Origin of the sequence: Microbacterium sp. AK031 (assembly GCF_024807145.1) — a bacterium.
In the GTDB taxonomy this organism is placed as follows: Bacteria; Actinomycetota; Actinomycetes; order Actinomycetales; family Microbacteriaceae; genus Microbacterium.
The window spans coordinates 1,071,984-1,097,265 of sequence record NZ_JANUCA010000001.1; the positions used below are offsets into that span (position 1 = coordinate 1,071,984).

Below are 25,282 nucleotides of genomic sequence, written 5' to 3' on the forward strand. Positions count from 1 at the left end.
TCAGAAGCCCAGGCGTCCCAGCTGTTTGGGATCGCGCTGCCATTCCTTGGCCACCTTCACGTGCAGCGCGAGGAAGACCCGCGTGCCGAGAAGCTCTTCGATGCCGACACGGGCCCGCTTTCCGACATCCGCCAGTCGCTTGCCCTTGTGACCGATGATGATCGCCTTCTGGCTGTCGCGCTCGACGACGATCTGCGCGTGCACATCGGTGAGATCGCTGTTCTCGCGCGGGGCGATGTCATCGATGACCACCGCGATGGAGTGCGGCAGTTCGTCGCGCACGCCTTCCAGCGCGGCCTCGCGGATCATCTCCGCGACTCGATCCTCCTGCGATTCATCGGTCGTGATCCCTTCGGGATACAGAGCCGGTCCTGCCGGCATCATCGAGAGCATCTCGTCCGTGAGCACGTCGAGTTGCTCACGGGTGAGGGCTGACAGCGGGATCACGGCAGCCCAGTCCTCTCGCAACGCATCGACTTCGAGGAGCCGCTCGGTGATCTGGTCACGATCGGCGATGTCGGTCTTGGTGACGATCGCGACCTTCTTCGCTCGCGCGTATCCGTCCAGAGACGCGGCGATGCGCCGATCGCCCGGCCCGACCTTCTCAGTCGCCGGGACGCAGAATCCGATCACGTCGACGTCGCCCAAGACCTGCTCCACGAGGTCGTTGAGGCGCTCACCGAGCAACGTGCGCGGCTTGTGGATACCGGGAGTGTCGACGATCACGAGCTGTCCGGCCGGTCGATTCAGGATGCCGCGGATGGCACGTCTGGTCGTCTGCGGCTTCTCGCTGGTGATGGCGATCTTCTCGCCGACCAGCGCGTTCGTCAGCGTGGACTTTCCTACGTTGGGACGCCCGACGAAGGTCGCGAATCCGCTGCGAGTGGTCTCAGTCATCGTCTGTCTCCTCTGTTGCGCCTTCGGCGCGTTCCACGAACACCGTGGCGATGCCCCGACCTCGACCGCGCGATGCGCCGCCGGTCAGGACCAGTCCATCGATCGTCGCCGTCACGCCCGGCTGTGGAATCTGGTCCACGGCCTTGCCGAGCAGCCCGCCGATGGAGTCGACGTCCTCGTCTTCGAGCTCGATGCCGAACAGGTCGCCGACGTCGTCCAGCGACAGCCGCGCACTGACGCGGTATCGACCCTCACCGAGTTCCACCACTTCGGCAGCAGCATGATCGTATTCGTCGGAGATCTCGCCAACGAGCTCTTCGATCAGATCCTCCAGCGTGACGAGTCCGGAGATGCCGCCGTGCTCATCGATCACGAGGCACACGTGCACAGCATCGCGTTTCATCTGCTGCAGGAGCGTCTCGGCACGCATCGACTCAGGAACGAACGTCGCGGGTCTCGCGATCGGGCGGATGGATGCTGTGCGCCAGGCGCTGTCGTCACGATACGCGAACTGCACGAGGTCCTTGAGATAGAGAACGCCGACGACGTCGTCCGCATCGTCATCGACCACCGGCATCCGGGAGACACCACGCTGAAGGAACAGCGCCATCGCCTCGCTGTTCGTGGCTTCGGCATCCACCGTCACCATCTCGGTGCGGGGCACCATGACCGCGCGCACGAACTGGTCGGTGAAGTCGAAGACGGAGTGGATGAGATCGCGATCATCCTCTTCGATGAGGTCGTTGGATGCGGCCTCGTCGACCATGCTGAGCAGCTGATCCTCAGACGTGAACGAGCTGCGTCCGGCGCCGGGCGTGACTTTGTTCCCGAGCACGACGAGGCCCTGGGCGATCGGTCCGAGGACGAGGCGCAGACCCCGGACGATCGTGGCCGTTCCGCGGATCATGCCCTCGGAGCGCTGACGTCCGAACGTTCGCGGGCTCGCGCCGACGAGCACGAATGTGATCCCGGTCATGAGGATCGCTGCCGCGAGCATCGCCCACCCGATGTTCTCGAACATGATCGTGAATGCGACGGTGACGAGCACAGCGGCCGTCACCTCTACGAGAACACGGATGAACGCGATCGCGTTGACGTGCGCGTCGAGGTCGGCGGCGATGCGTTCAAGCGCCTGCGCTCTGCGTCCCTCTGCGGCCATCTCGGCGAGATCACCACGGGAGGTGACACCGTACGCGGCGTCGATCGCGGCCATCAGACCGCCGAAGGCCACCAGCAGCACGGCGGCGAGAAGCAGGAGGATCTCGGTCATCGGTCGCGTTCGACGCGCGCGAACCCTTGAATCAGCTCCTTCTGCAGCCCGAACATCTCACGCTCCTCTTCGGGTTCGGCGTGGTCGTATCCGAGCAGGTGCAGCAGTCCGTGGGTGGTGAGGAGGATGAGCTCATCCATCAGCGTGTGACCGGCGGCCTGTGCCTGTGCTTCGGCGACCTGCGGGCACAGTACGATGTCGCCGAGGAGCCCGGGAGGGGTCGGGCGCTCTTCGGTGCCAGGACGCAACTCATCCATCGGGAAGCTGAGCACATCGGTCGGACCTGGCTCGTCCATCCACTGCACGTGGAGGGCTTCCATGGCGCCCTCGTCCACCAGCACGATCGCCACCTCGGCGTCGGCGCTGACGTGCAGCTGAGCGAGGTTGAAGTCGGTGAGACGCTGGAGCACCGTCTCGTCGACGTCGATGGCCGACTCGTTGTTGATCTCGATCATGATGAGTGTCCTCGTTTCGGCGAGCGGTCCCTAGGGCCGGGACGCAGCCCCGCGCGGCGTTCGGCGCGGTTGGCGAACTCGTGAGCCTGTTCCCGCTCCGCGCGCTGCGCCGTACGCTGCTCGTCGTATTCGCTGTACGCGTCGACGATCCGGCCGACCAGCGAATGGCGCACGACATCGGCGCTCGTGAGCCTGGAGAAGTGGATGTCGTCGATGTCGTCAAGCACGCGGGTGACGAGACGGAGCCCCGATGCGCCCTGCGGCAGATCGACCTGGGTGATGTCTCCGGTGACGACCATCTTCGTGCCGAAACCGAGGCGCGTGAGGAACATCTTCATCTGCTCGGGTGTCGTGTTCTGCGCCTCATCGAGTACGACGAACGAATCGTTCAGTGTGCGGCCGCGCATGTACGCCAGAGGTGCCACCTCGATGGTCCCCGTAGCCATCAGTCGCGGTACGACATCCGGATCCATCATCTCGTTGAGGGCGTCGTAGAGCGGGCGCAGGTACGGATCGATCTTGTCGTTCAGCGTGCCGGGAAGGAACCCGAGTCGCTCCCCCGCCTCCACGGCAGGACGCGTGAGGATGATGCGGGTGACCTCTTTGCGCTGCAGCGCCTGCACTGCCTTCGCCATTGCGAGGTAGGTCTTTCCGGTTCCGGCGGGGCCGATGCCGAACACGATCGTGTTCTCTTCGATCGCGTCGACGTACTCCTTCTGCCCCAGTGTCTTCGGGCGGATCACTCGGCCACGCGTCGACAGGATCGCTTCACCGAGCACCTCGCTCGGTCGCGGTCCGCCCTCCTGACGCAGCATGCGCGCAGAGCTCTCGACGTCGCTGGGAGCGAGATCGTATCCGTCTCTGGTCATCGTGAGCAGTTCCTCCACCTGGGTCTTCGCCGCGGCGACGGGCACTGCCTCGCCGGTCAGTGTGATCTCGTTGCCGCGGACGAGCACCTGCACTTCCGGGTGCTCTTTCTCCAGCATCCGCAGCAGTCGATCCTGCGGACCGAGCAGTCGCACCATGGCGATGCCGTCGACGTAGATCCGCTCGACGAGCGTCTGCGGTTCCGCGTCAGGCACCGAGACTCTTCTCCGTCAGCCCGCCGGCAAGGATGTGCGCATGAACGTGGAAGACGGTCTGCCCGGCATTGGCGCCCGTGTTAAAGACGAGGCGGAAATCCCCGTCAGAGTGATCAGCGGCGACTTGGGCGGCGAAGGCGATGAACTCGGCGAGCAGATCGGGATCTCCTGCTGCGAGCTCGGTGACGTCGCGGTACTGCTCGGTCTTGGGGATCACGAGCAGATGGACGGGGGCCTGCGGTGCGATGTCGCGAATCGCGAACAGCTTTCCGGTGGATGCGATGATCTCACCGGGAACGTCACCGTTGAGGATTCGAGTGAAGATCGAGGGTTCCGTCATGTTTCCAGTCTACGGGGCGCCGGTCGGCACTGGCAGATGCCTCAGCATCGGAGCCCAGCGATGGAAGAAGGGGTTCGGGGCTCTGGATCGCTCCAGAGCCCCGAACCCCTGCCGCTCTGGCAGCGCGGCTACCAGCGGCCGAGCGCAGCGGACAGTACCGCGATCGCGGCAGGGCCCGCTGTCGACGTGCGAAGGACGGTCTCTCCGAGGCGGACGCGCTCCGCGCCGGCGGCCTCGAACTTCGCGAGTTCCTCTGGTGTGATGCCGCCCTCCGGGCCGACGACGAGCACCAGGTCTCGGCCATCCGTCTTGATCGACGACAGCCTGGTGCTGGCGGTGGGATCGAGCACCAGCATCCGCTGCCCCTCGGCGCGTGCGATGAGCTGCCCCGTCGAAAGCGGCGCTGACACCTCGGGCACCCACGCACGATGAGCCTGTTTCGAAGCCTCGCGAACGATCGCACCCCATCGCTCGCGGCCCTTGACCGCCTTCGGGCCCTCCCACCGGGAGATGCTCCGCGAGGCCTGCCACGGCACGACCTCATCGACACCCAACTCGCACGCGGCCTGAACCGCGAGCTCGTCACGGTCACCCTTGGCGAGTGCCTGCACAAGCACCAGACGGGTCGACGGTGCGTCTGCTTCGACACGGCCGGTGACCCGCACGTCGACGCGTGTCGCCGAGACATCCGTCACCGCGCCGTCCAGCCACGTGCCAGCGCCATCGCCGATGGTGACCGTCTCTCCGACTCGCAGCCGGCGCACGACCGCGGCGTGCTTGGCCTCGGCTCCGGTCAGTGACACGATGTCGCCTACAGCTGCCGAGCCGGAGCTCTCCACGAGGAAGTGCAGCGCCATGAGGGCCTCCAGCTCAGTGACGGAAACGGTCGCGCAGCTTCGAGAACAGTCCCTGCTGGAACTGCGCGAGCTGAGGACCGGGTGACTTCTGCTTCTTCGCGAAATCCTCGATCAGCGCGCGCTGCGCCGAATCGAGCTTCGTCGGAGTCACCACTTGAACGCCCACTCGAAGATCCCCGCGCTGAGTTCCACGCAGCGGAGTGATACCGCGTCCCTTGATCGTGAGGACATCGCCCGACTGCACGCCAGGACGGATCTCGAGGTCGACCTTGCCGTCCAGCCCGTCGATCGCGGTTTCTGTCCCGAGGATCGCGTCCGACATCGAGACCTCGAGTGTCGCGAGCAGATCGTCGCCGTCGCGGCTGAAGGATGCGTGAGGCGAGACGGTGACCTCGACGTACAGATCTCCGTTCGGGCCGCCAGCCTTTCCGACCTCGCCCGACCCCGGAAGCTGCAGACGCAGGCCGGTCTCCACACCTGAAGGAATATCGAGCGAGACCGTGCGACGAGACCGCACCCGGCCCTGGCCACCGCACGTACCGCACGGGTGCGGGATCGTGGTGCCGTATCCCTCGCAGCTGCCGCAGGGCTGCGACGTGACGACGTTGCCGAGCAGGCTGCGCACCTGGCGCTGCACGTGACCCGTCCCGCCGCAGATGTCGCAGGTCATGGGCGACGTACCCGCCTGCGTGCACGAGCCCTGACAGGTTTCGCACAGCACGGCCGTGTCGACCTCGATGTCACGGTGTGCACCGAAGACGACATCGCCCAGATCGAGCGTGACGCGCACGAGCGCATCCTGACCCCGCTCGCGACGCGAACGCGGACGGCCGCCTCGGCCCCCGCCCTGCGCGGCTCCGAAGAACGTCTCGAAGATGTCGCCGAAGCCACCGAATCCGCCGAAGTCGCCGCCGCCTGCACCGTCGCCCCCGCCCATGTCATAGCGGCGACGCGAATCGTCGTCGCTGAGCACGTCGTATGCATGGGTCACGCTCTTGAAGCGTTCTGCCGCGTCGTCCCCGGGATTCACATCCGGGTGCAGCTGTCGAGCGAGCTTCCGGTACGCCTTCTTGATCTCGTCCGTCGTCGCGTCACGTGACACTCCGAGAACCTCATAGTGGTCCGCCACAATCACCTTTCTGCGTGTGCAAGCTGTAGGAACGACCCGCCTCAGCGGCTCGTCTCGTCTTCGTCGAGCATGCGCGACAGATAACGGGCCACAGCCCGCGCCGCCGCAAGATTGCTCGGATAGTCCATTCGAGTCGGACCCATGACACCGACGCGCGCCGTGCCGCCATGGGTCAGGTAGTTGCTGGCGACGATCGAAGCCTCGGGGAGCCCGAACGGTTCGTTCTCTGCGCCGATGCTCGCCGCCAGCCCGTGCTCGTCGGTCACCATCTCGCTCATGAGCCGCAGCAGAGTCACCTGCTCCTCGATCGCGGCGAGCAGCGGATGGATGCTGCCGCGGAAGTCCTGCTCGCGACGAGCAAGAGTCGCGGCTCCCGCCATGACCAGTCGCTCTTGGCGGAACTCGGCCAGCTCTTCGCTGATGATGCCGCCCAGAACCTGTATCGCCCCATCGACGCGGCTGCTTTCGTGCGTGCCGACGAGCAACTGCACGCGATCAGACGCCTCACGAACCGATTGACCCGTGAGCAGCGCCGACAGCCGAGCGCGCAGCACCGCGACATCCTCATCGTCGAGATCGATCGGCAGTCCCGCAATGCGCTGGGACACACCACCGGCATCCGTCACCAGCACCACGAGCAGACGATTCGGGGCGAGCGCGACCAACTCGATGTGCGTCAGATGTGCACGCGCGAACGACGGATACTGCGCGAGCGCGACCTGACCGGTCAACTGCGTGAGCACGCGCACCGTGCGAGCCATCAGGTCGTCCAGGTCGGCCGGATCCATAAGGAAGGACTCGATGGCGCTGCGCTGCGCCGTCGAAAGCGGACGCAACTGCGCGAGATGGTTCACGAAGACGCGATAGCCCTTGTCTGTCGGCACGCGGCCGGATGACGTATGCGGGGCGGTGATCAGCTCTTCGTCTTCGAGCTGCGCCATATCGTTGCGGATCGTCGCCGCAGAGACGCCGAAAGAGTGCCGATCGACGATGGACTTGCTGCCGACGGGCTCGTGCGACTCGACGTAGTCCTGCACGATGGCTCTCAGAACCTGCAGACCGCGTTCGCTGACCATGTCACACTCCTCCCGCCTGGCACTCGAATACTCAGAGTGCCAATTCTACCCCGCCCGCGCTGAGACTCGGCAGGAGGTGGTGTGAACGCATCTCAGCCTGTGAGCGCGCGCACCACGGCATCGGCGAGCAGCCGCCCCCGCAGCGTTAGCCGCACACGTCCGCGCAGCGCGGCGGCTCCCTCGATCAGTCCGTCTGCGATGAGACCGGCGACGCGATCACGATTCTGAACTGGGATATCCGCGATTGCGAGGCCCTCAGCCAGCCTGCTCTCCAACAGGACCCGCTCCAGCAGGTGCGCCTTCGCGTCCGGCCGTTCGGTGCCTGCCGCCGGCGATTCGGATGCTGCGACCCGCTGCGCATACGCGGCAGGATGCTTCACGTTCCACCAGCGAAGACCTGCCACGTGGCTGTGGGCGCCGGGTCCGAAGCCCCACCAGTCGTTTCCTCGCCAGTACGCCAGGTTGTGCCGGGAGCGCTGATCGTCGCTGCGCGCCCAGTTGCTGAGCTCGTACCATTCGAACCCTGCCCCGGCGAGACGCGCATCAGCGAGTTCGTACATGTCGGCCTGCAGATCGTCGTCAGGTCTCGGCACCTCGCCACGACGGATCTGGCGCGCGAGCTTCGTACCATCCTCGATGATCAGCGCGTATGCCGAGATGTGATCCGACTCCAGCGAGAGCGCGTCATCCAACGACGCTTCCCAGTCTGCGAGCGACTCTCCCGGCGCGCCGTAGATCAGGTCGACACTGACCGCGAGTCCGGCGTCCTTCGCCGCCTCGACCGCGGTGCGCACGTTCTCCGGCTGGTGGGTCCGGTCGAGCGCTGCGAGCACGTGAGGCACGGCCGACTGCATGCCGATCGACAGCCGCGTCACCCCGGCCTCTGCCAGCGTCCGCGCGACCGCAGGAGTCACGGTATCGGGATTTGCTTCGACCGTGACCTCTGCGCCATCCGCCATGCCGAAGGCGTCGACTGCACGCTCCAGCATCCGTGCGAGGTCTCCGGCCGGAAGCAGCGTCGGTGTCCCTCCCCCGAAGAACACCGTGTCCATCGGACGCAGCGCCCCGGCTTCGGACAACACGCGACGCGCCAGCGAGATCTCCGCGGAGAGCGTGTCGGCGTAGTCTTCCTGACGCGCACCGCGAAGCTCACCAGAGGTGTAGGTGTTGAAATCGCAGTACCCACAGCGCACGCGGCAGAACGGGATGTGCACGTACGCGGAGAAGGGCACGCTCGCGTCGATCGCCAGATCAGGGGGGAGCCTGCCGTCCGACGGCGCCGGGTCTCCGAGCGGCAGCGGTCCGGCCATCACAACCGCACCATCAGGTGACCGCGATCACAGCGGCGTGGCATACAGCGGGGAGATCGCGCGAAGGTAGCGCGCGAAAAGTTCTTTGCGGCGGCGCTTGACCAGGGCACGGATGACTCGGTAAATCAGCGCATTCGGCGCATCGAACGCGCGCACGGTGAACCAGACCTCGTCATTGTCTTCGCGCCACTCGATCTCGAACAGCTCTTCACCGCTGACGACGGACCCGCCGACGGTTCCGAGCACGAAGCCGATACGACGCGGTTCCTCCGTCACCGAGATGACGCGGAGTTCAGCGTCGGCACGCATTCCCGCAACCCGACCCTGCAGGCGCAACGTCATGCCAGGACCCGCGAACGGCATTCCCTCGGCGTCGAAGCGCTGCTCGACCTCACGCGTGCTCGGAGCGATCGGTTTGCCCTCTGCATCGAAGCTGACTCCGGAGTAGGCGGGACCGGCAGCGGGATGCACGTCCTCGATCCTGAGGCCGGCCGCGCGCTGCGCCGTCCACGACAGAAGCGCCTCACCGGCAGTCCGGAAGCGGTCCTCACCGCTGCCCAGTCGCCACGAGTTCTCGGCCGGCACGCTGCGCTCCGGCGGATACTGCATCAGGTCGGGGGCATGAGTCGCCCCGACGGCGGCATAGTCCACCGTCTCGTCTCGGAAAGTCCCGCGCCGCATGAGTTCCAGCCTACTTCGGGTTACCTGAACGGACACCCCCCGCGCCGCGGGAGGCCCATCCCTACTTCTTCTCTTTGCCCTCGACGTCGCCGGAGAGCGCTGCGATGAACGCCTCCTGGGGAACCTCGACACGGCCGACCATCTTCATGCGCTTCTTGCCCTCCTTCTGCTTCTCGAGGAGCTTGCGCTTGCGGCTGATGTCACCGCCGTAGCACTTGGCGAGCACGTCCTTGCGCAGGGCGCGGATGGTCTCGCGGGCGATGATGCGCGCGCCGATGGCCGCCTGGATCGGCACTTCGAAGTTCTGACGAGGGATCAGCTTTCGCAAGCGGTCCACCATCAGCGTGCCGTATGCATAGGCCTTGTCCCGGTGCACGATCGCGCTGAATGCGTCGACCTTGTCACCCTGCAGCAGCACGTCGACCTTCACGAGGTCGGCATCCTGCTGGCCGGAGGGCTCGTAGTCGAGGCTCGCATAGCCCTGCGTCTTCGACTTCAGGTGATCGAAAAAGTCGAACACGATCTCGCCGAGCGGCATGGTGTATCGCAGCTCGACGCGTTCCTCGGAGAAGTACTCCATGCCCAGCAGGGAACCGCGACGGGACTGGCACAACTCCATCACGGTGCCGACGTAGTCCTTCGGCAACAGGATGGCGGCCTTCACCATCGGCTCGGCCACCGAGGCCACACGACCGTCGGGGTACTCGCTCGGGTTGGTCACAGTGACCTTCTCACCGGTGTCGGTGGTGACCTCGTAGATCACGCTCGGTGCGGTGGTGATGAGGTCGAGATCGAACTCGCGAGCCAGCCGCTCCGTGATGATCTCCAGGTGCAGCAGCCCGAGGAACCCGCAGCGGAACCCGAAGCCGAGCGCCACCGATGTCTCCGGTTCGTATGCCAAGGACGCGTCGGACAGCTTCAGCTTGTCGAGCGCCTCGCGAAGGTCCGAGTAATCGCTCCCGTCGATCGGGTACAACCCCGAATAGACCATTGGCTTGGGGTCGGTGTAACCGGGCAGCGCCTGTGTCGCCCCACCGCGACTTGTCGTGACGGTGTCTCCGACCTTCGATTGCCGAACGTCCTTCACGCCGGTGATGAGGTAGCCGACTTCACCGACGCCGAGCCCGTTGGACGGGATCGGCTCCGGGCTGGAGACGCCGATCTCCAGGAGCTCGTGGTTCGCGTGCGTGGACATCATCTGGATGCGCTCGCGCGGAGACAGGCTGCCGTCGATCATCCGCACGTAGGTCACGACGCCTCGGTAGGCGTCGTAGACCGAGTCGAAGATCATGGCGCGTGCCGGAGCATCCGCATCGCCCGTGGGGGCGGGGATGTCCCGCACGATGCGATCGAGCAGCTCTTCGACGCCGACGCCTGTCTTGCCGGAGACGCGCAGCACGTCCTCGGGCTGGCCGCCGATGAGATCTGCAAGCTCCTTGGCGAACTTGTCAGGGTCTGCTGCGGGCAGGTCGATCTTGTTGAGCACCGGAATGATGTGGAGGTCGTTCTCGAGCGCCAAGTACAGGTTCGCGAGCGTCTGCGCTTCGATGCCCTGCGCGGCGTCCACAAGCAGGATCGCGCCCTCGCATGCAGCCAGTGATCGCGAGACCTCATACGTGAAGTCGACGTGACCAGGAGTGTCGATCATGTTCAACGCGAACGTCTGAGACTCGTCCTGCCACGGCATCCGCACAGCCTGGCTCTTGATCGTGATGCCACGCTCGCGCTCGATGTCCATGCGGTCGAGATACTGCGCCCGCATATCGCGATCGGAGACGACACCGGTGATCTGGAGCATGCGGTCGGCAAGAGTCGACTTGCCGTGATCGATGTGGGCGATGATGCAGAAATTGCGGATCTGCGAAGGCGGCGTCGCGGCCGGCGGGAGCGGAGTGAGAGCGCGTGGGGACATGTCCCGACGATTCTACGTTCAGGAGGCCCTAATCCCCGATTCGTCTTGACGAGTGATAGTCTCCCGAGGTTGCCTTGGTTCAGATCTGTGAGACTGAGTGCCACGGGCGATCCTCCCGATTCAGCGTTGCGTCGGACGATCCCGAGCGCGTCTGTAAAAGAGAAAGACAAAACCTTGATCAAGTATCTCCTCCGCCGTACCCTCGGCTGGTTGTTGATGATCGTGGTCGCGACCAACATCACGTACTTCCTGGCTTGGGGCTTCCTCAACCCGCGGAACAACTACGTCGGTCGTCGCCCTCCGCTCAGCGAAGAGCAGATCTCCAACCTTCTCCTCCCTCGTAATCTGGACTCCAACGTGCCGCTCATCGAACGGTGGTGGACCTGGTTCAGCGGAATCCTCTTCCGCTGGGATTGGGGTGTGAGCCCGACGGGCGGCTCCGTGAACGAGCAGGTCGCCTACCGCATGTGGATCAGCGCGGAGCTCGTGCTCGGCGCGACGATCATCATGACCGTCCTCGGCATCGCGCTCGGCGTCTACACCGCATCGAGGCAGTACAAACTCGCCGACCGTATCGGCCAGGCGACATCGATCATCACGATGAACGTCAACATCATCGTCGCGGCCCTCGGCCTCGTGCTCCTCGCAATCGCATTCAACGACTGGCTCGGCGTACGTGTCTTCTACGTGACCGGTTCATCCAGCAAGGGTGTGGAAGGGTTCTTCCCGGTCCTGATCGACGCCCTTCAGCACATCACGCTGCCGACCATCGCACTGGTGATCGTCGGCTATGCAGGCACGCACTTCCTGCAGCGCTCGCTGCTGCTCGACAACATCAATGCCGACTATGTGCGCACCGCGCGGGCCAAGGGACTCACCAAGCCGCAGGCGATCCGTAAGCACGCACTGCGTACATCGCTCATCCCTGTGGCCACGCAGGTGGCGTTCAGCATCCCCGCCGTGTTCACCGGGGCGGTGCTCACCGAGACGATCTTCGCGTGGAACGGCATGGGCAAGTACTTCATCGAGACCATCGTGAAGAGCGACATCCACGGTGTCGTCGCCACCGCGGCGTTCGCCGGGCTGCTGACCGCGCTCGGAGCGATCCTCTCCGACATCGTAGTCGTCGTTCTCGATCCGCGAGTGAGGGTGAGCTGAGCATGACTGAAATGATGGACCCCACTGTCGAAGCGCCCGTGGCCCCGGGGCTTCCGGAGAAGTCCGACGGCAAGGCGATGTCGAAATGGACGTTGTACACGCGGCGTTTCATGCGCAACAAACCCGCCGTCGGCGGCATCGTCATCTTCCTGCTACTGGTGCTGTTCGCGATCTTCGCTCCTCTCATCGCGGAGTACGATCACATCGAGCTCGACTTCCTGAACCTCGGGACCCCGCCGTCACTGGAGCATTGGTTCGGCACCACACCGTCCGGCAACGACACCTTCGCCCAGGTCGCGATCGGCCTGCAGCGCTCTCTCATGATCGCGGTGACCGTGTCGGTGGGAACGACGATCATCTCCGCCCTGGTCGGCACTGCAGCTGCGTACTTCGGAGGCTGGACTGAGAAGATCACACTCACGGTCATCCACTTCATGATGGTCATCCCGAGCTTCCTCATCCTCTCGCTCCTGTCGAACCGCTCCGGTGGCGACTGGAGAGTCATCGCGCTGATCATGATCTTCGTCGTGGGCTGGTATTTTCCCGCGCGTGTCATCTGGACGACCGCCCTCTCTCTTCGTGAGCGCGAGTACATCCACGCGGCCCGCTACATGGGCGTCCGCGGTATGACGATCGTCGTGCGTCACCTGCTGCCGAACATCGGTTCGCTGCTCGTGATCAACTTCACCCTCGGCATCGTCGGAGCCGTCATGGCCGAGACGGGCCTGTCCTTCATCGGGTTCGGCGTGAAGATCCCTGATGTGTCGCTCGGCTCGCTGATCGGCTCTGGCGCGAACACGATCACCAGCGCACCCTGGCTGTTCTACTTCCCCGCAGCAGCGCTGACATTGCTCACCGTGTCCATGGCGCTCGTCGCCGACGGCCTGCGTGATGCCCTCGATCCCACTTCAGCAGCAGGAGGCCGCGCATGAGCACAGTTCTCTCCGTTCGTGATCTCACGGTCAGCTTCCCGTCCGAAGCCGGACGCGTCGACGCTGTTCGCGGCGTCTCCTTCGACCTCGAGGCGGGCAAGACACTCGGCATCGTGGGCGAATCCGGTTCGGGCAAGTCCGTCACCTCGCTCGCGATCATGGGCCTGCTCGATGAGAACGCCCGCGTCACGGGTTCGATCATCTACGACGGCCAGGAGCTGCTCGGCAAGTCCGACAAGCAGATGTCGGTCATCCGCGGCAACGGCATCGCCATGATCTTCCAGGACCCGCTGACCTCTCTGACGCCGGTGTTCACGGTCGGCGACCAGCTCATCGAGGCGCTCACCGTGCACCGCAGCATGTCTAAGCAGGAGGCGTGGGACCGCTCCATCGAACTGCTGCGGGTGGTCGGCATCACGCAGCCGGAGAAGCGCATGAAGGGCTTCCCGCACGAATTCTCCGGCGGTATGCGCCAGCGCGTGGTCATCGCGATCGCGATGGCCAACAACCCGAAGCTGATCATCGCGGACGAGCCCACCACTGCGCTCGATGTGACGATCCAGGCGCAGATCCTCGACCTCATAGAGAAGGCCCAGGCAGAGACGGGCGCCGCGACCATCATGATCACCCATGACATGGGTGTGGTCGCCCGGCTGGCCGACGACGTCATGGTCATGTACGCCGGCAAGCCCATCGAACATGCACCCGTCGGTGAACTCTTCCACAACACCCGGATGCCGTACACGATAGGCCTCCTGGGTGCGATCCCTCGTGTCGACAAAGCGGAGAAAGAGCCGCTGATTCCGATCAAGGGCAACCCGCCGCTGCTGATCAACCTGCCGGATGCCTGCCCGTTCGCCGACCGCTGCCCGATCGTGATGGATGCGTGCCACCAGCGCGAGCCCGATCTCCTCGACGTGCCGTCTCTCACAGACGCACCTCATCAGGCAGCGTGCATCCGCGCACACGAGATCGACGAGAACGGCTTCATCGGCGGCCTTCCCGTCTACCCCGTCCCGGAGATCCCGGAGAGCGACCTGACCCGCACGCCGCGCGAGCTGCGTCCGATCACGCTCGACGTGCGCAACATGAACAAGGTGTTCCCTCTCATGAAGGGCGCATTCTTCAAGCGCAAGGTCGGCGAGGTGCATGCGGTCAAGAACGTGAGCTTCGACGTCCGCGAAGGTGAGACGATGGCCATCGTCGGCGAGTCCGGCAGCGGCAAGACGACGACGCTGCTGCAGATCATGGATCTGGTCAAACAGCACGACGGTGACATCATCATCAACGGCACGAGTGTCAACGACATCACCAGCCACTCCATCGAGCGCAAGGTCCGTCGCGACATCCAGATCGTCTTCCAGGACCCGATGGGCGCGCTCGACCCGCGCATGACAGTGGCCGACGTCATCGCCGAGCCGCTGCGCGCGATCGGGACGTCGAAGGACGAGGTGCACCGTCGCGTCAAGGAGCTCATGGATGTGGTCGGCCTCAACCCCGCCCACATCGACCGGTTCCCCGGTGCATTCTCCGGCGGGCAGCGCCAACGCATCGGCATCGCCCGCGCGCTCTCCACCAATCCGAAGGTCATCGTCCTCGACGAACCGGTGTCGGCACTTGACGTGTCGATCCAGGCCGGTGTGATCAACCTGCTCGACGAGCTCAAGGTCAAACTCGGCGTCTCGTACCTGTTCGTCGCTCACGACCTCTCGGTGGTGCGCCACATCGCCGACCGCGTCGCTGTGATGTATCTCGGTGATTTCGTCGAGCACGGCGATGTCGACGACATCTTCGAGAACCCGCAGCACCCGTACACGAAGGCACTGCTCTCGGCGATCCCTGTGCCGGATCCCGACATCGAGCGCACTCGTGAGCGGCTCACCTTCAACCCGGCGACGATGCAGGCAGAGGCCTCTGCGGTCTGATCATGTTTCCAGCCGGTAACGGCTGGTCACCGTCCGATAACAGTTACGCGCCATTCACTGTGACCACGCGAATTCGGTGAGCGTCCGAACTATTCTTCCCTGTATGACACGCCGAAAGGCGGAAGGAGAACCATGAAGCAGCACAAGCTGATGGGGGCGATCGCATTCAGCGGCGTCCTCGCACTTGCCCTCGCGGGCTGCGCGAGCGGCACCGGTGACAACGGTGGCGACGGCGGCGCAGAGCCCGTCGAGACCAAGGCCTCGGACTACAACCCGCAGGAACGCGACGCCCTTCAGACCGGCGGCGAAGCCCGTTTCCCGATCAACGAGATCCCGGAACAGCTGAACTCGTTCAACGGCGATGGTTCGGCAGACACTGCGCGTATCGCTGCCTGGTACATGCCGCAGATCCTTCTTCAGAAGGACGACGGCACCCCGTACAAGCACGACGCGTACCTCGACGAGTGGAGCATCGACACCGTCGACGGCAACACCCAGATCACCTTCACGTTCACCGAGGAGGCGCACTGGAACGACGGCACCAACATGGACTGGACGGCCATCGAGGCCACGTGGAAGGCCAACAACGGCACCGACGAGGCGTTCAACCCGAACGCGACCGACGGCTACAAGCAGATCGCATCTGTCGAGCAGGGTGACACCGCAAAGACCGCGATCGTCACTTTCGACGGTGAGTTCGCCTGGCCGGAGATGCCGTTCCTCACGGGCATCATCCACCCGGCACTGGCCGACCCCGCGACCTTCAACGAAGCCATGATCGGCAACCCGCACCCCGAGTGGGGCGCAGGGCCGTACATGATCGACGAGTTCGACGCGAACGGCGGATACGTCTCGTTCGTTCCGAACACCGAGTGGTGGGGCGACGAGCCGCTGCTGGAGAAGGTCTCCTTCCAGGCGATGGATGCCGCAGCATCGATCAACGCGTTCAAGGCGGATGAGATCGACCAGGTCGGTGTCAACACGAAGGACCGCCTCGCTCAGGTCAAGGACATGGAAGACATCACGATCTACCGTGCCACGCAGACCGCGAGCACGCTGATCCAGGTCGACGCCACGAAGCCGCAGTTCGAGGACGTCAAGGTTCGCGAGGCGTTCTTCAAGGCGATCAACATCGACCAGCAGAAGGAGATCGCCTGGAATGGTCTGGACTACGAGGAGGAGCCCGCCGGCTCCCTCACGCTGTTCCCGTTCCAGCCCGGCTACAGCAACGCGCTCGATGAGGCCGGCTGGGAGTACAACCCTGAGGACTCCATGGCTCTCCTCGAGGAAGCCGGCTGGACCGAGGGTGAAGACGGCATCCGCGAGAAGGACGGCGAGAAGCTGTCGGTCATCTTCCCGGTGTGGAGCGACGACGCGACGCAGGAAGCGATCGCCAAGTCCCTCCAGGCGCAGATGAAGGAGGTCGGCATCGACTTCCAGATCGACATCCGTCCGTCGACCGACTTCTCGAACGACTACACATCGAAGAACTGGGACGTCTCGTCGCTCCGGTTCACCTCGTCGGACCCGTTCGGTGCGGCCTGGTTCTGCCAGCTGTACTGCATGGACATGGGCCTGAACCTCTCGGGCGTCCAGTCCGAGGAGATGGACCAGCGCATCCACGATGAGGTCGAGTCCCTCGCGACTGCTGAAGAGCAGACGGCTGCGGCGATGAAGCTCGAGGCGGAGATCTTCCAGGACTGGGGCCTCATCCCGCTCTACAACGGCCCGTCCATCTCGGCTGTCAAGACCGGTCTCGCGAACCTCACCCCTGAGCCCTACGTGGGCCTGGACGGCTTCGGCGTCCAGCCGGTGGAGAACGTGGGCTGGGAGAAGTAAGCACCACGCAACACTTGAGGCGGGGTCGGTGGTTCATCCACCGGCCCCGCCTTTCTATGCTGTACCCATGGGCATCCAGGTCGTCTTCGTGCACGGCATCCGCACGTCAGCCACGATGTGGCGTGCCCAGCTCTCGCATCTCGCCGAGCGCGGAGTCGCCGCAACGGCCGTGGATCTGCCTGGCCACGGCTCGCGCATGTCGGAGGCATTCGTGCTAGACGCGGCGATGGCGACGATCGACGACGCCGTGCGGGATGCGGCGGCACGAGGCCCTGTGCTGCTGGTGGGGCATTCGATGGGCGGCCTGATCTCCATCGCCTACGCCGGTGCGGCAGACTCTCCCCCGCCGGTCGCCGGGTTCATCGGCGCGTCCTGCACGGCATTGCCCCGCGGCGCCGGGCTCGCCGCATATCGATTCCTTGCGCGCAGATTCAACGCGCTCCCCGATAAGGGCCTGTGGCTCACCACGCAGATGCTCGCAGCCACCCTGCCCGACGAGACCAGATTCGACTTCGCCGCCGGCGGATACGCCTTCGACGCGCAGGACGTCGCGTTGGCGAGCCTCGCCGCCCTCGATCTCGCCGCCGACGTGCACCGCCTGCGCATGCCGCTGTGGTGGATCAACGGTCAGTTCGACCAGCTGCGCCCGCAAGAGAGGCTGTTCACACGGCTCACGCCGCATTCCGAGCTCATCGTGGTTCCTCGCACGTCGCACCTCGTCACCGCGATGCGCCCCAGAGTATTCAACGCGCTGCTGGATCTGGCTGTCGCGACACTCGAGCAGGGCGCACCGCAACCGTCATGACAGCGCCGATCACCGACAGGATGCCGGCCACGAGGAAGAGCAACCAGAATCCGCCGACGAGCGCCACGAGGGCGGCTCCCAGCAACGGCCCCAACAACTGACCGAGGCTGGCAGAGACGTTGACGATGCCGAGATCACGTGCGTGGTCTTCGACGCGCGGCAGCAGGTCTGTGGCGAGAGCAAGACTCACCGCCATGTACGCACCGTATCCGACGCCCATGACGGCCGCCGCGATGGCGGTGCCGATGAAGGTCGGAGAGATGAGGATCATGACGGCGGACAGCGCCTGCACGAGGGCAGCGAGGATGACGATCGGCTTGCGGCGACCTGTGCGATCGGAGAGCGAGCCGGCGATGAGGGATGCCGCGACCACGAAGATCGTGTAGATCACGATCAGCACCAGTAGATCGTCTTCAGCCGTCGCCGCCGGAGAGCCGACCCCGTAGAGCAGGAAGAACAGCAGCAGCGCTGTGCCCAGCGCGTTACCGATGTTCACGGTGAGCCGGCTCGCCAGCACCCAGATGAAGTTCCGGTCGCGGAGCACGCCCATCCGTTCGCGCCACTCCCTCCGCGCAGCCGGACGCTCCCACCCGACCGGCGGGTCCGGCAGCAGCACAGCGGTGCCCACGCCGACCGCCAGGATGAAGACCGCCAGCACGACGTAGCTCGCACCGATTCCGAGCCCGAGCAGCACGACCGCACCGACGCCGACGACGATTCCGACCGCCTGTGCCGAGCTCACGAATGCGGATGCGGTGCCCCGCTGCGCGAACACCTGGTCGGCGATCATCGCAGTGAGCGCCGCAGAGATCACGGCGATTCCGATGGATACGCCGACCCACGCGGCTCCCACACCCAGTGGTTCTGTGGCGGCTCCGGTGAGAAGGAGAGATGCCGCCGTCAGTAATGCACCCCCGATCGCCCAGGGCCGCCGCCGGCCCAAACGTGAACCGGTGCGATCCGAGAGCATGCCGGCGACAGGCCCGGCGATCACGCCTGCGATGCCGCCGACCGAGAGGATCAGCCCGGACCAGATGACGCCCGTGATCCAGTCGTTCTCACCGCCCGGCGTGTCCAGCTGCAGCGGAAGCAGCAGCTGGACGGGTGTGAGCTGCACGGTCCACACGGCCAGCCAGGCCACCGCGAACAGCGTCAGCCATGCCCCGCCCACGCGTCCGTCTCGCGGCATCAGCGTCTTCATGATCGAGCCTCCGCAGACTTCGCCTCGGCTATCAGCGCGCGATACCACTCGTATGAGGCTTTCGGCGTGCGCTTCGATGTCTGATGGTCGACGTGGACGAGGCCGAAGCGCTGGGTGAAGCCATCCGCCCATTCGAAGTTGTCGAGCAGACTCCACACCGTGTACTCGTCGACGCGGACTCCCTGGGCGACAGCATCCGCCACCGCGCCGATGTGCGAGGCGAGGTACTCGATCCGACGGGTGTCGCCGAGAGGTCCGCTGACCTCATCCGGTTCCGGGAACGACGCGCCGTTCTCGCCGATGACGATGGGTGGCAGACGATCGCCGTAGCGACGCGCAGCATCCGTCAAGAACGCAGTGAGCGCGTGCGGCTGGATCCCCCAGAGCTCACCGAACCCCGTGTGCGCGACGCCGCGAGTCGGAACCTGGACGAACGGCACTTGCGCGCCTTCTGGCGCGGCGGCAACAGTCGTGGGGTTGTAGAAGTTCACCCCGTAGAACTCGGATGAAGCGGAGATCAGTTCCATGTCGCCGGCGTGCACAGGCATCTCCACGCCGAGCGGCGCGAGATCCGGGTAGGTACCGGTCAGCACCGGATCGGCGAAGAGGCGATTGTGGATCAGGTCGTACACATGGGCGGCGGTCTGGTCGGCAACGGAGTCCGTCGCCGGCTGCACCCAGGTGTGGTTGTTCACGATGCCGACAGCTGTGGCGCCGTAGCCGCGAAGGATCTCTGCGGCGCGCCCGTGTGCGAGCAGCTGATGGTGCACCGTGGGCAGCGAGTCGAACAGCAGCTGCCGCCCCGGTGCGAGCTCACCGACGGCGTACCCCTGCAACGACGTCGACACCGGCTCATTGATCGTGTACCAGTTCTTCACACGATCGCCGAGGGCCGCTCCCACGATCTCCGTGTACTCGGCGAACCGCAGGGCGGTGTCCCTCGCGAGCCACCCGCCGCCGGCTTCGAGGGCCGAAGGCAGATGCCAGTGGTACAGGGTCGGGAACGGCACGATCCCCGCGTCGAGAAGCCCGTCGACCAGGCGCTCGTAGTAAGAGAGGCCCGCGGCTGCGCCCGGACCCGTGCCGTCCGGCTGCACACGCACCCACGAGATCGAGAAACGATATCTGTCGACGCCGAGGCCTTGCAGCAGAGCGATGTCCTCGGCGCTGCGGCGGTAGCTGTCCGGTCCTGGTTCCGCGCTCGAGCCATCTCGAACCCGGCCTGCGGTGTCGACGAAGTCATCCCAGATCGAGCGTCCGCGCCCATCCGCGCCGCGCGCGCCCTCGATCTGGAAGGCCGCGGTCGCCGCCGACCATCGCAGTCCGGCCGGCACGGGAAATGTTCGGTCAGTCGCATCCGCCATGGATGACTCCTTCGGGTCGATAGCGCTCAGCATGCCGTATGCATCGGACTCGGCGACAGTGGCACGCGATGGATTCCTGTCAGACCTGGTAGAGTTGGTTCTTGGCTTGCGTGTGGGTTCTTCCCTCACGATCGCCTGACAGCAGCCCTCTTCTGCTTACGGCATATCCCATCCATCCCTGAACGAAAGTTTCCACGCGTGGCAAACATCAAGTCGCAGATCAAGCGCAACAAGACCAACGAGAAGGCTACGGCGCGCAACAAGGCCGTCAAGAGCGAACTCAAGACCCTCGTCCGCGGTACCCGCGAGGCCATCGCCAAGGGCGACAAGGCTGCTGCTGAGGCAGCACTGAAGGTCACGTCGAAGAAGCTCGACAAGGCCGTCAGCAAGGGCGTGCTGCACCAGAACCAGGCAGCGAACCGCAAGTCGTCGATCGCCAAGCAGGTCGCTGCTCTCTGAGCCGAACACTTCTGAAAGAACCCGTCCCAGTGGGGCGGGTTCTTTCAGTTGTCTGGGTGTGCGCTTTTGTCCAGGTGTGCGCTTGTGTGCCGCGCTACTCGCCGAACGGCGCACGGGTGGCGATAACCGTCACCATGCGCTCGAGCGCGAAGATCGGATCGCGCGCAGCGCCTTTGACCTCGGCATCCGCCCGCGCCGTCGCCTGGATCGCGAGGCCCAGCGAGCGCTCGTTCCATCCGCTGAGGTCGCGCCTGGCCCGATCGACTTGCCAGTCCTTCATGCCGAGACGCTGAGCGAGGCTCCGACTCGGCTCACGCTGACCGGCGACGCGCGCCATGGTCCGCAGCTTCATCGCGAAGGCGGCGACCATGGGAACCGGATCGGCGCCGGAATCCAGCGCGTGGCGCAGCGCGATGAGAGCTTCACCGTAGCGGCCCGATATCGCAGTGTCGGCGACGACGAACGCCGAGACCTCCACGCGCCCGCCGTAGTACTTGGTCACCGTCTCCTCGGCGATGTCGCCCTCGACGTCGCGGATGAGCTGCTGACACGCCGCGGCGAGTTCGGTCAGGTCGTCCGCGAACGCCGACACGAGCGCCCTGAGGGCTGCCGGGGCGATGCGCTTCTTCGCCGCCGCGAACTCCCCCGCCGCGAAGTCGACGCGGTCTGCGTCGCGCTTGACCGCGAGGCACGGGATCTCGATGCCGCCGCCGGTGCCTGCGCGCAATGCGTCGAGCAGCTTCTTGCCGCGCACGCTCGCACCTGTGTGGCGCAGCAGGACGGTCGCACCCTCCTGCGGGTTGTTCAGGTACGACACCGCCTCCTGAAGGAAGTCGTCTGAGCACTTCTCGACGCCGGAGACGCGCACCAGCCGCGGCTCGCCGAACAACGAAGGCGAAGTGAGCGCAAGGAGCGTGCCAGGGGCGTAGTCGTCGGCGCGCACGTCGCTGATCTCGAGTGCCGGATCTTCGGCGCGCAGATAGTCTCGGATGCCGGCGATCGCGCGTTCTGCACAGACCTCTTCGGGTCCGAACACGAGTACGAGCGGCGCCGGTCGCGGGTCGCGCCACGACACCTGCGGAATCTTCGTAGCCTTCGTGCCACCGCGGGCTGAGGAGCGAGGAGCGGCCATGACTAGAGCCTACCGGGGGTCATCGACATCCAAGGGGTCGTCAGCGGGTTCGGTGGGCTCGGCAGATGCAGCAGCACGCTCTGCCCACAGCACGAGCTCTTCGCTGTCCCTGCCGATCAGTATCCTGCCCTGCTGGTCGGTGCGCAGCACGACGGCACCCGCGGCGTCCAGCAGCGCCAGCGTCTCCGCACGTGGATGACCGTAGTCGTTGTCCACTCCGGCGCTGAAGATCGCGGCAGCGGGCCGCAGGAGGTCGTACAGGCCGGTGTCCTGATCGGCGCTCCCATGATGCGCGACCTTCACGACCGCGTACGTGCCGCGCAGCTGGTCGCGCAGCATGCGCTGAGGCGTCGCGGAGAGGTCGCCGAGGAAGAGCGAGCGCGGCACCTCTCCCCCGTCGAATTCGAGCACGACACTCGCGTCATTGCCCGCGGGGAACGCGGCAGATTCCTTTCGCGGCCACAGCACCTTCCAGGACGCCGCCCCCAGCGCGCCGTGCATGCCGGTCGAAACCTCGACGAGTTCCGCGCCTCCTTCGCTCAGTTCGCTCAGCAGTCGGGCATCCTCCGGCGAACCGACCGGGCCGTGCAGTACCGTGCCCACACGCCCCACGACCGATGCGGCAGCGCCGACGTGATCCGCATCGAAGTGCGTCAGCACCAGCAGATCGATCCGGCCGATTCCGAGTGCGTTCAGACACGTCGACAACGGCTCGGACTCCATCCCGGTGTCGATCAGCGCCACGTGCTGTTCGGATCGCACCAGAAGCGCATCCCCCTGTCCCACATCGCAGGCCGCGATCGACCAGGCCTCCGGAACCGTCGTACCCACGAGCGGTCCGGTGAGCAGCATCCGTGCACCGGCCAGCCCGAGAGCGACGACGAGCACCACGACTGAGAATCCACGAACGCCGCGTCGCGCGGCGATCCCATCCACGCTCAGGACCACGCCGACCGCAGCACTCAGCACCGCCACCAGCAGCGCCGCGGGGATGCCGGGGACCACCGCGACCTGCGCACCGGGCAGGCCTGCGGACACGGTCGCTGTCGTCGAGATCCACGCCGACGGCAGCCAGGCGCATGCGGCCAGCAGGTCAGCCACTGGTGGGATCGGCGCAGCCAGGCACGCGAGCAGGCCGATCACGGTAGCGATCGGCGCGGCAGGCGCGGCGATCATGTTCGCCACAATCGCGATGATCGACTGCTGCTCCGAGAACAGCGCGATGATCGGCCCGCAGATGAGCTGGGCTGCGAGCGGAATCGCGATCGCCAGCGCGAGTGGTTGCGGCATCCAGCGGGCCAGACCGCGCGCCAGCGGCGGTGCGAGCACGATCAGTGCGGCCGTGGCCGCCGCCGACAGCGCGAACCCCGGCGTCGCGGAGAGCCACGGATCGGCGATGAGGATGCCGGCCACGGCGAGACACAGGACTCCCAGTCCTGCGCTGGGCCGACCGCACAGCACGGTGAGCATGGCGACGGCCGCCATCACCGCCGCCCTGATCACGCTCGGCTCCGGCGTGACGAGCACGACGAAAGCCGCGAGGGCGGTGAGAGCGATGGCGACTCTGAGAGTGCGCCCGCCGCCGCAGAGCGCGACCAGCCAGAAAACCGCGCCGACCACGATCGCACAGTTCGCGCCGCTCACCGCCGTGAGATGGCTGAGACCGGACGTGAGCATGGCGGCGTTGAGCTCTGGCGTCACAGCGCGCGTGTCGCCGACGGCGAGCCCTGGTAGCAGCCCCGCACCCGGCTCCGGGAGTCGGGTGACACGGTCGACGAAGTCCTCGCGCACCTGCGCCGCGACGGCGAAGACGCCCTGTGCGGGCATGACGATCTCGACATCGGTTCCGAACACCACGAGTGCTGCACGCTCTCCCGGATCTGTGGCCATCACCTGTCCGGTGACACGGATGGCTGTGCCGAGATCCAGCCCCGGCACACGCTCCACACCGATGCGTATCGGCACACGCAACGGTTCGGGCCGGTTCGGGATTCCGGCGTGACTCGTCTGCGCGTCGAACCACAGCCGTCCGTCACTACCTGTCGCCGATGACGAGGAGATCTCCGCATAGACGTCGACCACGCGTCCATCCAGCTCTGCCGCGCTCGCGCGCTGAGCCATCGCGAAGCCGACCGTCATCGCCGACGCCGCCGCGACCAGCGCGATCACCGCCAGCAGGCCACCTCTCGCTCGTATGGCACCACGCATGTGAGCGCGCACCAGCATCCCGAGCGCCGTCGCCCCGAGCAGCCCGCCGCCGACCGCGCACCACCATACGGCGCCTGGTAGGAACACGCACAGCAGCGCCACCGCCCACACGATGCCCGCGACCCGCACGAGTCGCAGATCCCGCGCACGGATGCCGGTGATCACACCCGCACCAGGTCTGCAAGCCCCGCGAGCAGCTTCTCGCCGATGCCGGGCACGGCAAGCAGGTCGTCGACGGACTGGAACCGACCGTTCGTGTCGCGCCATTCGATGATCCGCTGTGCCAGTGCCGGTCCGATGCGCGGAAGCGTCTCGAGCGCCGCCTGATCCGCATTGTTGAGGTCGATCAGACCATCGCCTTGAGGAGTCGTCCCACCGCCTTCACCTGCCGCACCGACCACGGGTACGATCAATTGCTCCCCGTCGCTGAGCGGCCGCGCGAGGTTCACGGCCTGCAGATCGGCATCGGCGAGGGTTCCTCCGGCCGCTGCGAGAGCATCGACGACGCGCGCATCGAGTTCGAGCATGTACAGGCCGGGGCGTTCGACCTGGCCGAGCACATGGACGTACAGCTCACCGTCGACCGCGACCTCATCCGAGGCTTCCGACAGAGGCACGGTCTGCACCGGCTGCGCCTGGCCACGCATGATGCCGAGGCCTACCGCCGCCGACAGCACGACGAGCCCGAGCACGACGGCGGCGCCGATGCTCAGTCGCAGCCTGGAGCGCCCCGCGGCCGCGGGCGGGGAAGCACCCGGAGATGCGGGCACCTCTTCAGTAGCTGGCACTCCGCCACGCTAGGCGCGCGGTCACCCCTTCGGATCCCGAATTCCCGATGTCCGTGGACAGGTCACGCCGGTCCGTGCCGGTGCAGAGAGACTGCGCACAGGATCGCGGACGTCGACAGGGCGACGACAGGGCGACGACAGGAGCTTTCTGCCGGTTATGCGCGTGGCAATGTCAAGTGGTGGGAGCAACGCCGGGGGCAATGTCAAGTGGTGGGAGCAACGCTCTGATTGAAGGAGCGTTTCATGGTCAAGTTGTTTCCGCCTGGTACTCGTGCCGCGTTCGTTGATCTTGTGTGCGCCGGCGCGACGACGATGAGTGCTGCGGCGAGTGTCGGCGCGGGGAGTGCTTCGGCGTCGCGGTGGTGGGCCCAGTCTGGGGGCATGAAGATCGATAAGGGACGCACCGGTGGTCTCGCTGATCCGGTGCCGGAGATGATGGCGGTCAGTGAGCGGATGCTGACT

22 protein-coding genes and 1 pseudogene are annotated in these 25,282 nt (G+C 65.7%); 7 read left to right on the forward strand and 16 right to left on the reverse strand.

The features are described from left to right. From era to lepA, 11 genes are all read right to left on the reverse strand, one after another. Positions 1 to 897 (reverse strand): GTPase Era, encoded by an 897-nt coding sequence (gene era / locus HDC95_RS05170; protein WP_259062147.1) that lies wholly within the window; start codon positions 895 to 897, stop codon positions 1 to 3. Then, positions 890 to 2,167 carry a hemolysin family protein gene (locus tag HDC95_RS05175; protein WP_259062148.1) on the reverse strand — a complete coding sequence of 426 codons (1,278 nt, stop codon included), beginning with the start codon at positions 2,165 to 2,167 and terminating at the stop codon, positions 890 to 892. Before HDC95_RS05175 ends, era begins: the two co-directional genes overlap by 8 nt. Further along, positions 2,164 to 2,625 (reverse strand): rRNA maturation RNase YbeY, encoded by a 462-nt coding sequence (ybeY, locus tag HDC95_RS05180; protein ID WP_259062230.1) that lies wholly within the window; start codon positions 2,623 to 2,625, stop codon positions 2,164 to 2,166. Before ybeY ends, HDC95_RS05175 begins: the two co-directional genes overlap by 4 nt. Further along, positions 2,619 to 3,647 (reverse strand): PhoH family protein, encoded by a 1,029-nt coding sequence (locus HDC95_RS05185; protein ID WP_259062231.1) that lies wholly within the window; start codon positions 3,645 to 3,647, stop codon positions 2,619 to 2,621. Before HDC95_RS05185 ends, ybeY begins: the two co-directional genes overlap by 7 nt. A gap of 49 nt (positions 3,648 to 3,696) precedes the next feature. Further along, positions 3,697 to 4,044 (reverse strand): HIT domain-containing protein, encoded by a 348-nt coding sequence (locus tag HDC95_RS05190; protein ID WP_259062149.1) that lies wholly within the window; start codon positions 4,042 to 4,044, stop codon positions 3,697 to 3,699. A gap of 128 nt (positions 4,045 to 4,172) precedes the next feature. Further along, a complete protein-coding gene (locus HDC95_RS05195) occupies positions 4,173 to 4,901 on the reverse strand; it encodes a 16S rRNA (uracil(1498)-N(3))-methyltransferase (protein WP_259062150.1) in 729 nt (242 codons plus the stop codon). A gap of 13 nt (positions 4,902 to 4,914) precedes the next feature. Then, positions 4,915 to 6,030, reverse strand: a complete 1,116-nt coding sequence (dnaJ, locus tag HDC95_RS05200) for a molecular chaperone DnaJ (protein WP_310503230.1) — start codon at positions 6,028 to 6,030, stop codon at positions 4,915 to 4,917. Between the two features lie 41 nt (positions 6,031 to 6,071). Next, positions 6,072 to 7,106, reverse strand: coding sequence for a heat-inducible transcriptional repressor HrcA (gene hrcA / locus HDC95_RS05205; protein WP_259062152.1), 1,035 nt, complete (start codon positions 7,104 to 7,106; stop codon positions 6,072 to 6,074). 92 nt (positions 7,107 to 7,198) lie between these two features. Continuing rightward, on the reverse strand, positions 7,199 to 8,416 hold the full coding sequence (gene hemW, locus HDC95_RS05210) for a radical SAM family heme chaperone HemW (RefSeq protein ID WP_259062153.1): 1,218 nt from the start codon (positions 8,414 to 8,416) through the stop codon (positions 7,199 to 7,201). A gap of 27 nt (positions 8,417 to 8,443) precedes the next feature. Further along, entirely contained in the window at positions 8,444 to 9,097 is a 654-nt protein-coding gene (locus HDC95_RS05215) for a DUF1990 family protein (protein ID WP_259062154.1), read from the reverse strand. Between the two features lie 61 nt (positions 9,098 to 9,158). Beyond that, positions 9,159 to 11,009 (reverse strand): translation elongation factor 4, encoded by a 1,851-nt coding sequence (gene lepA, locus HDC95_RS05220; RefSeq protein ID WP_259062155.1) that lies wholly within the window; start codon positions 11,007 to 11,009, stop codon positions 9,159 to 9,161. Positions 11,010 to 11,183: 174 nt separating this feature from the next. Between lepA and HDC95_RS05225 the strand changes: the two genes are divergently transcribed. From HDC95_RS05225 to HDC95_RS05245, 5 genes are all read left to right on the forward strand, one after another. After that, complete coding sequence (locus tag HDC95_RS05225) at positions 11,184 to 12,167, forward strand: ABC transporter permease (RefSeq protein ID WP_259062156.1); 984 nt, start codon at positions 11,184 to 11,186, stop codon at positions 12,165 to 12,167. Positions 12,168 to 12,169: 2 nt separating this feature from the next. Beyond that, positions 12,170 to 13,099 carry an ABC transporter permease gene (locus HDC95_RS05230; RefSeq protein WP_259062157.1) on the forward strand — a complete coding sequence of 310 codons (930 nt, stop codon included), beginning with the start codon at positions 12,170 to 12,172 and terminating at the stop codon, positions 13,097 to 13,099. After that, entirely contained in the window at positions 13,096 to 15,024 is a 1,929-nt protein-coding gene (locus HDC95_RS05235; protein ID WP_259062158.1) for an ABC transporter ATP-binding protein, read from the forward strand. The genes HDC95_RS05230 and HDC95_RS05235 overlap by 4 nt, the downstream gene beginning before the upstream one ends. 132 nt (positions 15,025 to 15,156) lie before the next feature. Next, a complete protein-coding gene (locus HDC95_RS05240) occupies positions 15,157 to 16,863 on the forward strand; it encodes an ABC transporter family substrate-binding protein (protein WP_259062159.1) in 1,707 nt (568 codons plus the stop codon). Between the two features lie 67 nt (positions 16,864 to 16,930). Next, positions 16,931 to 17,668, forward strand: coding sequence for an alpha/beta fold hydrolase (locus tag HDC95_RS05245; RefSeq protein WP_259062160.1), 738 nt, complete (start codon positions 16,931 to 16,933; stop codon positions 17,666 to 17,668). On the opposite strand, the gene HDC95_RS05250 is transcribed toward HDC95_RS05245, so the two are convergent. Both HDC95_RS05250 and HDC95_RS05255 read right to left on the reverse strand, forming a co-directional pair. Beyond that, positions 17,607 to 18,869, reverse strand: a complete 1,263-nt coding sequence (locus HDC95_RS05250) for an MFS transporter (protein ID WP_259062161.1) — start codon at positions 18,867 to 18,869, stop codon at positions 17,607 to 17,609. The genes HDC95_RS05245 and HDC95_RS05250 overlap by 62 nt on opposite strands. Further along, positions 18,866 to 20,233: a GH1 family beta-glucosidase gene (locus HDC95_RS05255; RefSeq protein ID WP_259062164.1), complete on the reverse strand. Its 1,368-nt coding sequence runs from the start codon at positions 20,231 to 20,233 to the stop codon at positions 18,866 to 18,868. The genes HDC95_RS05250 and HDC95_RS05255 overlap by 4 nt, the downstream gene beginning before the upstream one ends. Before the next feature lie 198 nt (positions 20,234 to 20,431). Between HDC95_RS05255 and rpsT the strand changes: the two genes are divergently transcribed. Continuing rightward, positions 20,432 to 20,692 (forward strand): 30S ribosomal protein S20, encoded by a 261-nt coding sequence (gene rpsT, locus HDC95_RS05260; RefSeq protein WP_259062165.1) that lies wholly within the window; start codon positions 20,432 to 20,434, stop codon positions 20,690 to 20,692. A gap of 94 nt (positions 20,693 to 20,786) precedes the next feature. Here the strand turns inward: rpsT and holA are convergent, their stop codons facing one another. Genes holA through HDC95_RS05275 form a run of 3 tightly spaced genes read right to left on the reverse strand, consistent with a single transcriptional unit; the run spans position 20,787 to position 24,820 of the window. Continuing rightward, the gene (holA, locus tag HDC95_RS05265; protein ID WP_259062166.1) at positions 20,787 to 21,824 is read right to left on the reverse strand and encodes a DNA polymerase III subunit delta; all 1,038 of its coding nucleotides are present in this window, start codon (positions 21,822 to 21,824) and stop codon (positions 20,787 to 20,789) included. Between the two features lie 9 nt (positions 21,825 to 21,833). After that, on the reverse strand, positions 21,834 to 24,197 hold the full coding sequence (locus tag HDC95_RS05270; RefSeq protein ID WP_259062167.1) for a ComEC/Rec2 family competence protein: 2,364 nt from the start codon (positions 24,195 to 24,197) through the stop codon (positions 21,834 to 21,836). After that, positions 24,194 to 24,820, reverse strand: coding sequence for a ComEA family DNA-binding protein (locus HDC95_RS05275; RefSeq protein WP_259062168.1), 627 nt, complete (start codon positions 24,818 to 24,820; stop codon positions 24,194 to 24,196). The genes HDC95_RS05270 and HDC95_RS05275 overlap by 4 nt, the downstream gene beginning before the upstream one ends. 243 nt (positions 24,821 to 25,063) lie before the next feature. Here HDC95_RS05275 and HDC95_RS05280 point away from each other — a divergent pair. Then, positions 25,064 to 25,282: pseudogene (locus HDC95_RS05280) on the forward strand (hypothetical protein); the annotation flags it as partial.

Excerpts from the sequence above, each read along its gene's own strand:
- era (WP_259062147.1), bottom strand. The coding sequence starts at position 897 with ATGACTGAGACCACTCGCAGCGGATTCGCGACCTTCGTCGGGCGTCCC.
- HDC95_RS05175 (WP_259062148.1), bottom strand. The coding sequence starts at position 2,167 with ATGACCGAGATCCTCCTGCTTCTCGCCGCCGTGCTGCTGGTGGCCTTC.
- HDC95_RS05185 (WP_259062231.1), bottom strand. The coding sequence starts at position 3,647 with ATGGTGCGACTGCTCGGTCCGCAGGATCGACTGCTGCGGATGCTGGAG.
- HDC95_RS05190 (WP_259062149.1), bottom strand. The coding sequence starts at position 4,044 with ATGACGGAACCCTCGATCTTCACTCGAATCCTCAACGGTGACGTTCCC.
- HDC95_RS05195 (WP_259062150.1), bottom strand. The coding sequence starts at position 4,901 with ATGGCGCTGCACTTCCTCGTGGAGAGCTCCGGCTCGGCAGCTGTAGGC.
- hrcA (WP_259062152.1), bottom strand. The coding sequence starts at position 7,106 with ATGGTCAGCGAACGCGGTCTGCAGGTTCTGAGAGCCATCGTGCAGGAC.
- hemW (WP_259062153.1), bottom strand. The coding sequence starts at position 8,416 with ATGGCCGGACCGCTGCCGCTCGGAGACCCGGCGCCGTCGGACGGCAGG.
- HDC95_RS05215 (WP_259062154.1), bottom strand. The coding sequence starts at position 9,097 with ATGCGGCGCGGGACTTTCCGAGACGAGACGGTGGACTATGCCGCCGTC.
- lepA (WP_259062155.1), bottom strand. The coding sequence starts at position 11,009 with ATGTCCCCACGCGCTCTCACTCCGCTCCCGCCGGCCGCGACGCCGCCT.
- HDC95_RS05230 (WP_259062157.1), top strand. The coding sequence starts at position 12,170 with ATGACTGAAATGATGGACCCCACTGTCGAAGCGCCCGTGGCCCCGGGG.
- HDC95_RS05235 (WP_259062158.1), top strand. The coding sequence starts at position 13,096 with ATGAGCACAGTTCTCTCCGTTCGTGATCTCACGGTCAGCTTCCCGTCC.
- HDC95_RS05240 (WP_259062159.1), top strand. The coding sequence starts at position 15,157 with ATGAAGCAGCACAAGCTGATGGGGGCGATCGCATTCAGCGGCGTCCTC.
- HDC95_RS05245 (WP_259062160.1), top strand. The coding sequence starts at position 16,931 with ATGGGCATCCAGGTCGTCTTCGTGCACGGCATCCGCACGTCAGCCACG.
- HDC95_RS05250 (WP_259062161.1), bottom strand. The coding sequence starts at position 18,869 with ATGAAGACGCTGATGCCGCGAGACGGACGCGTGGGCGGGGCATGGCTG.
- HDC95_RS05255 (WP_259062164.1), bottom strand. The coding sequence starts at position 20,233 with ATGGCGGATGCGACTGACCGAACATTTCCCGTGCCGGCCGGACTGCGA.
- holA (WP_259062166.1), bottom strand. The coding sequence starts at position 21,824 with ATGGCCGCTCCTCGCTCCTCAGCCCGCGGTGGCACGAAGGCTACGAAG.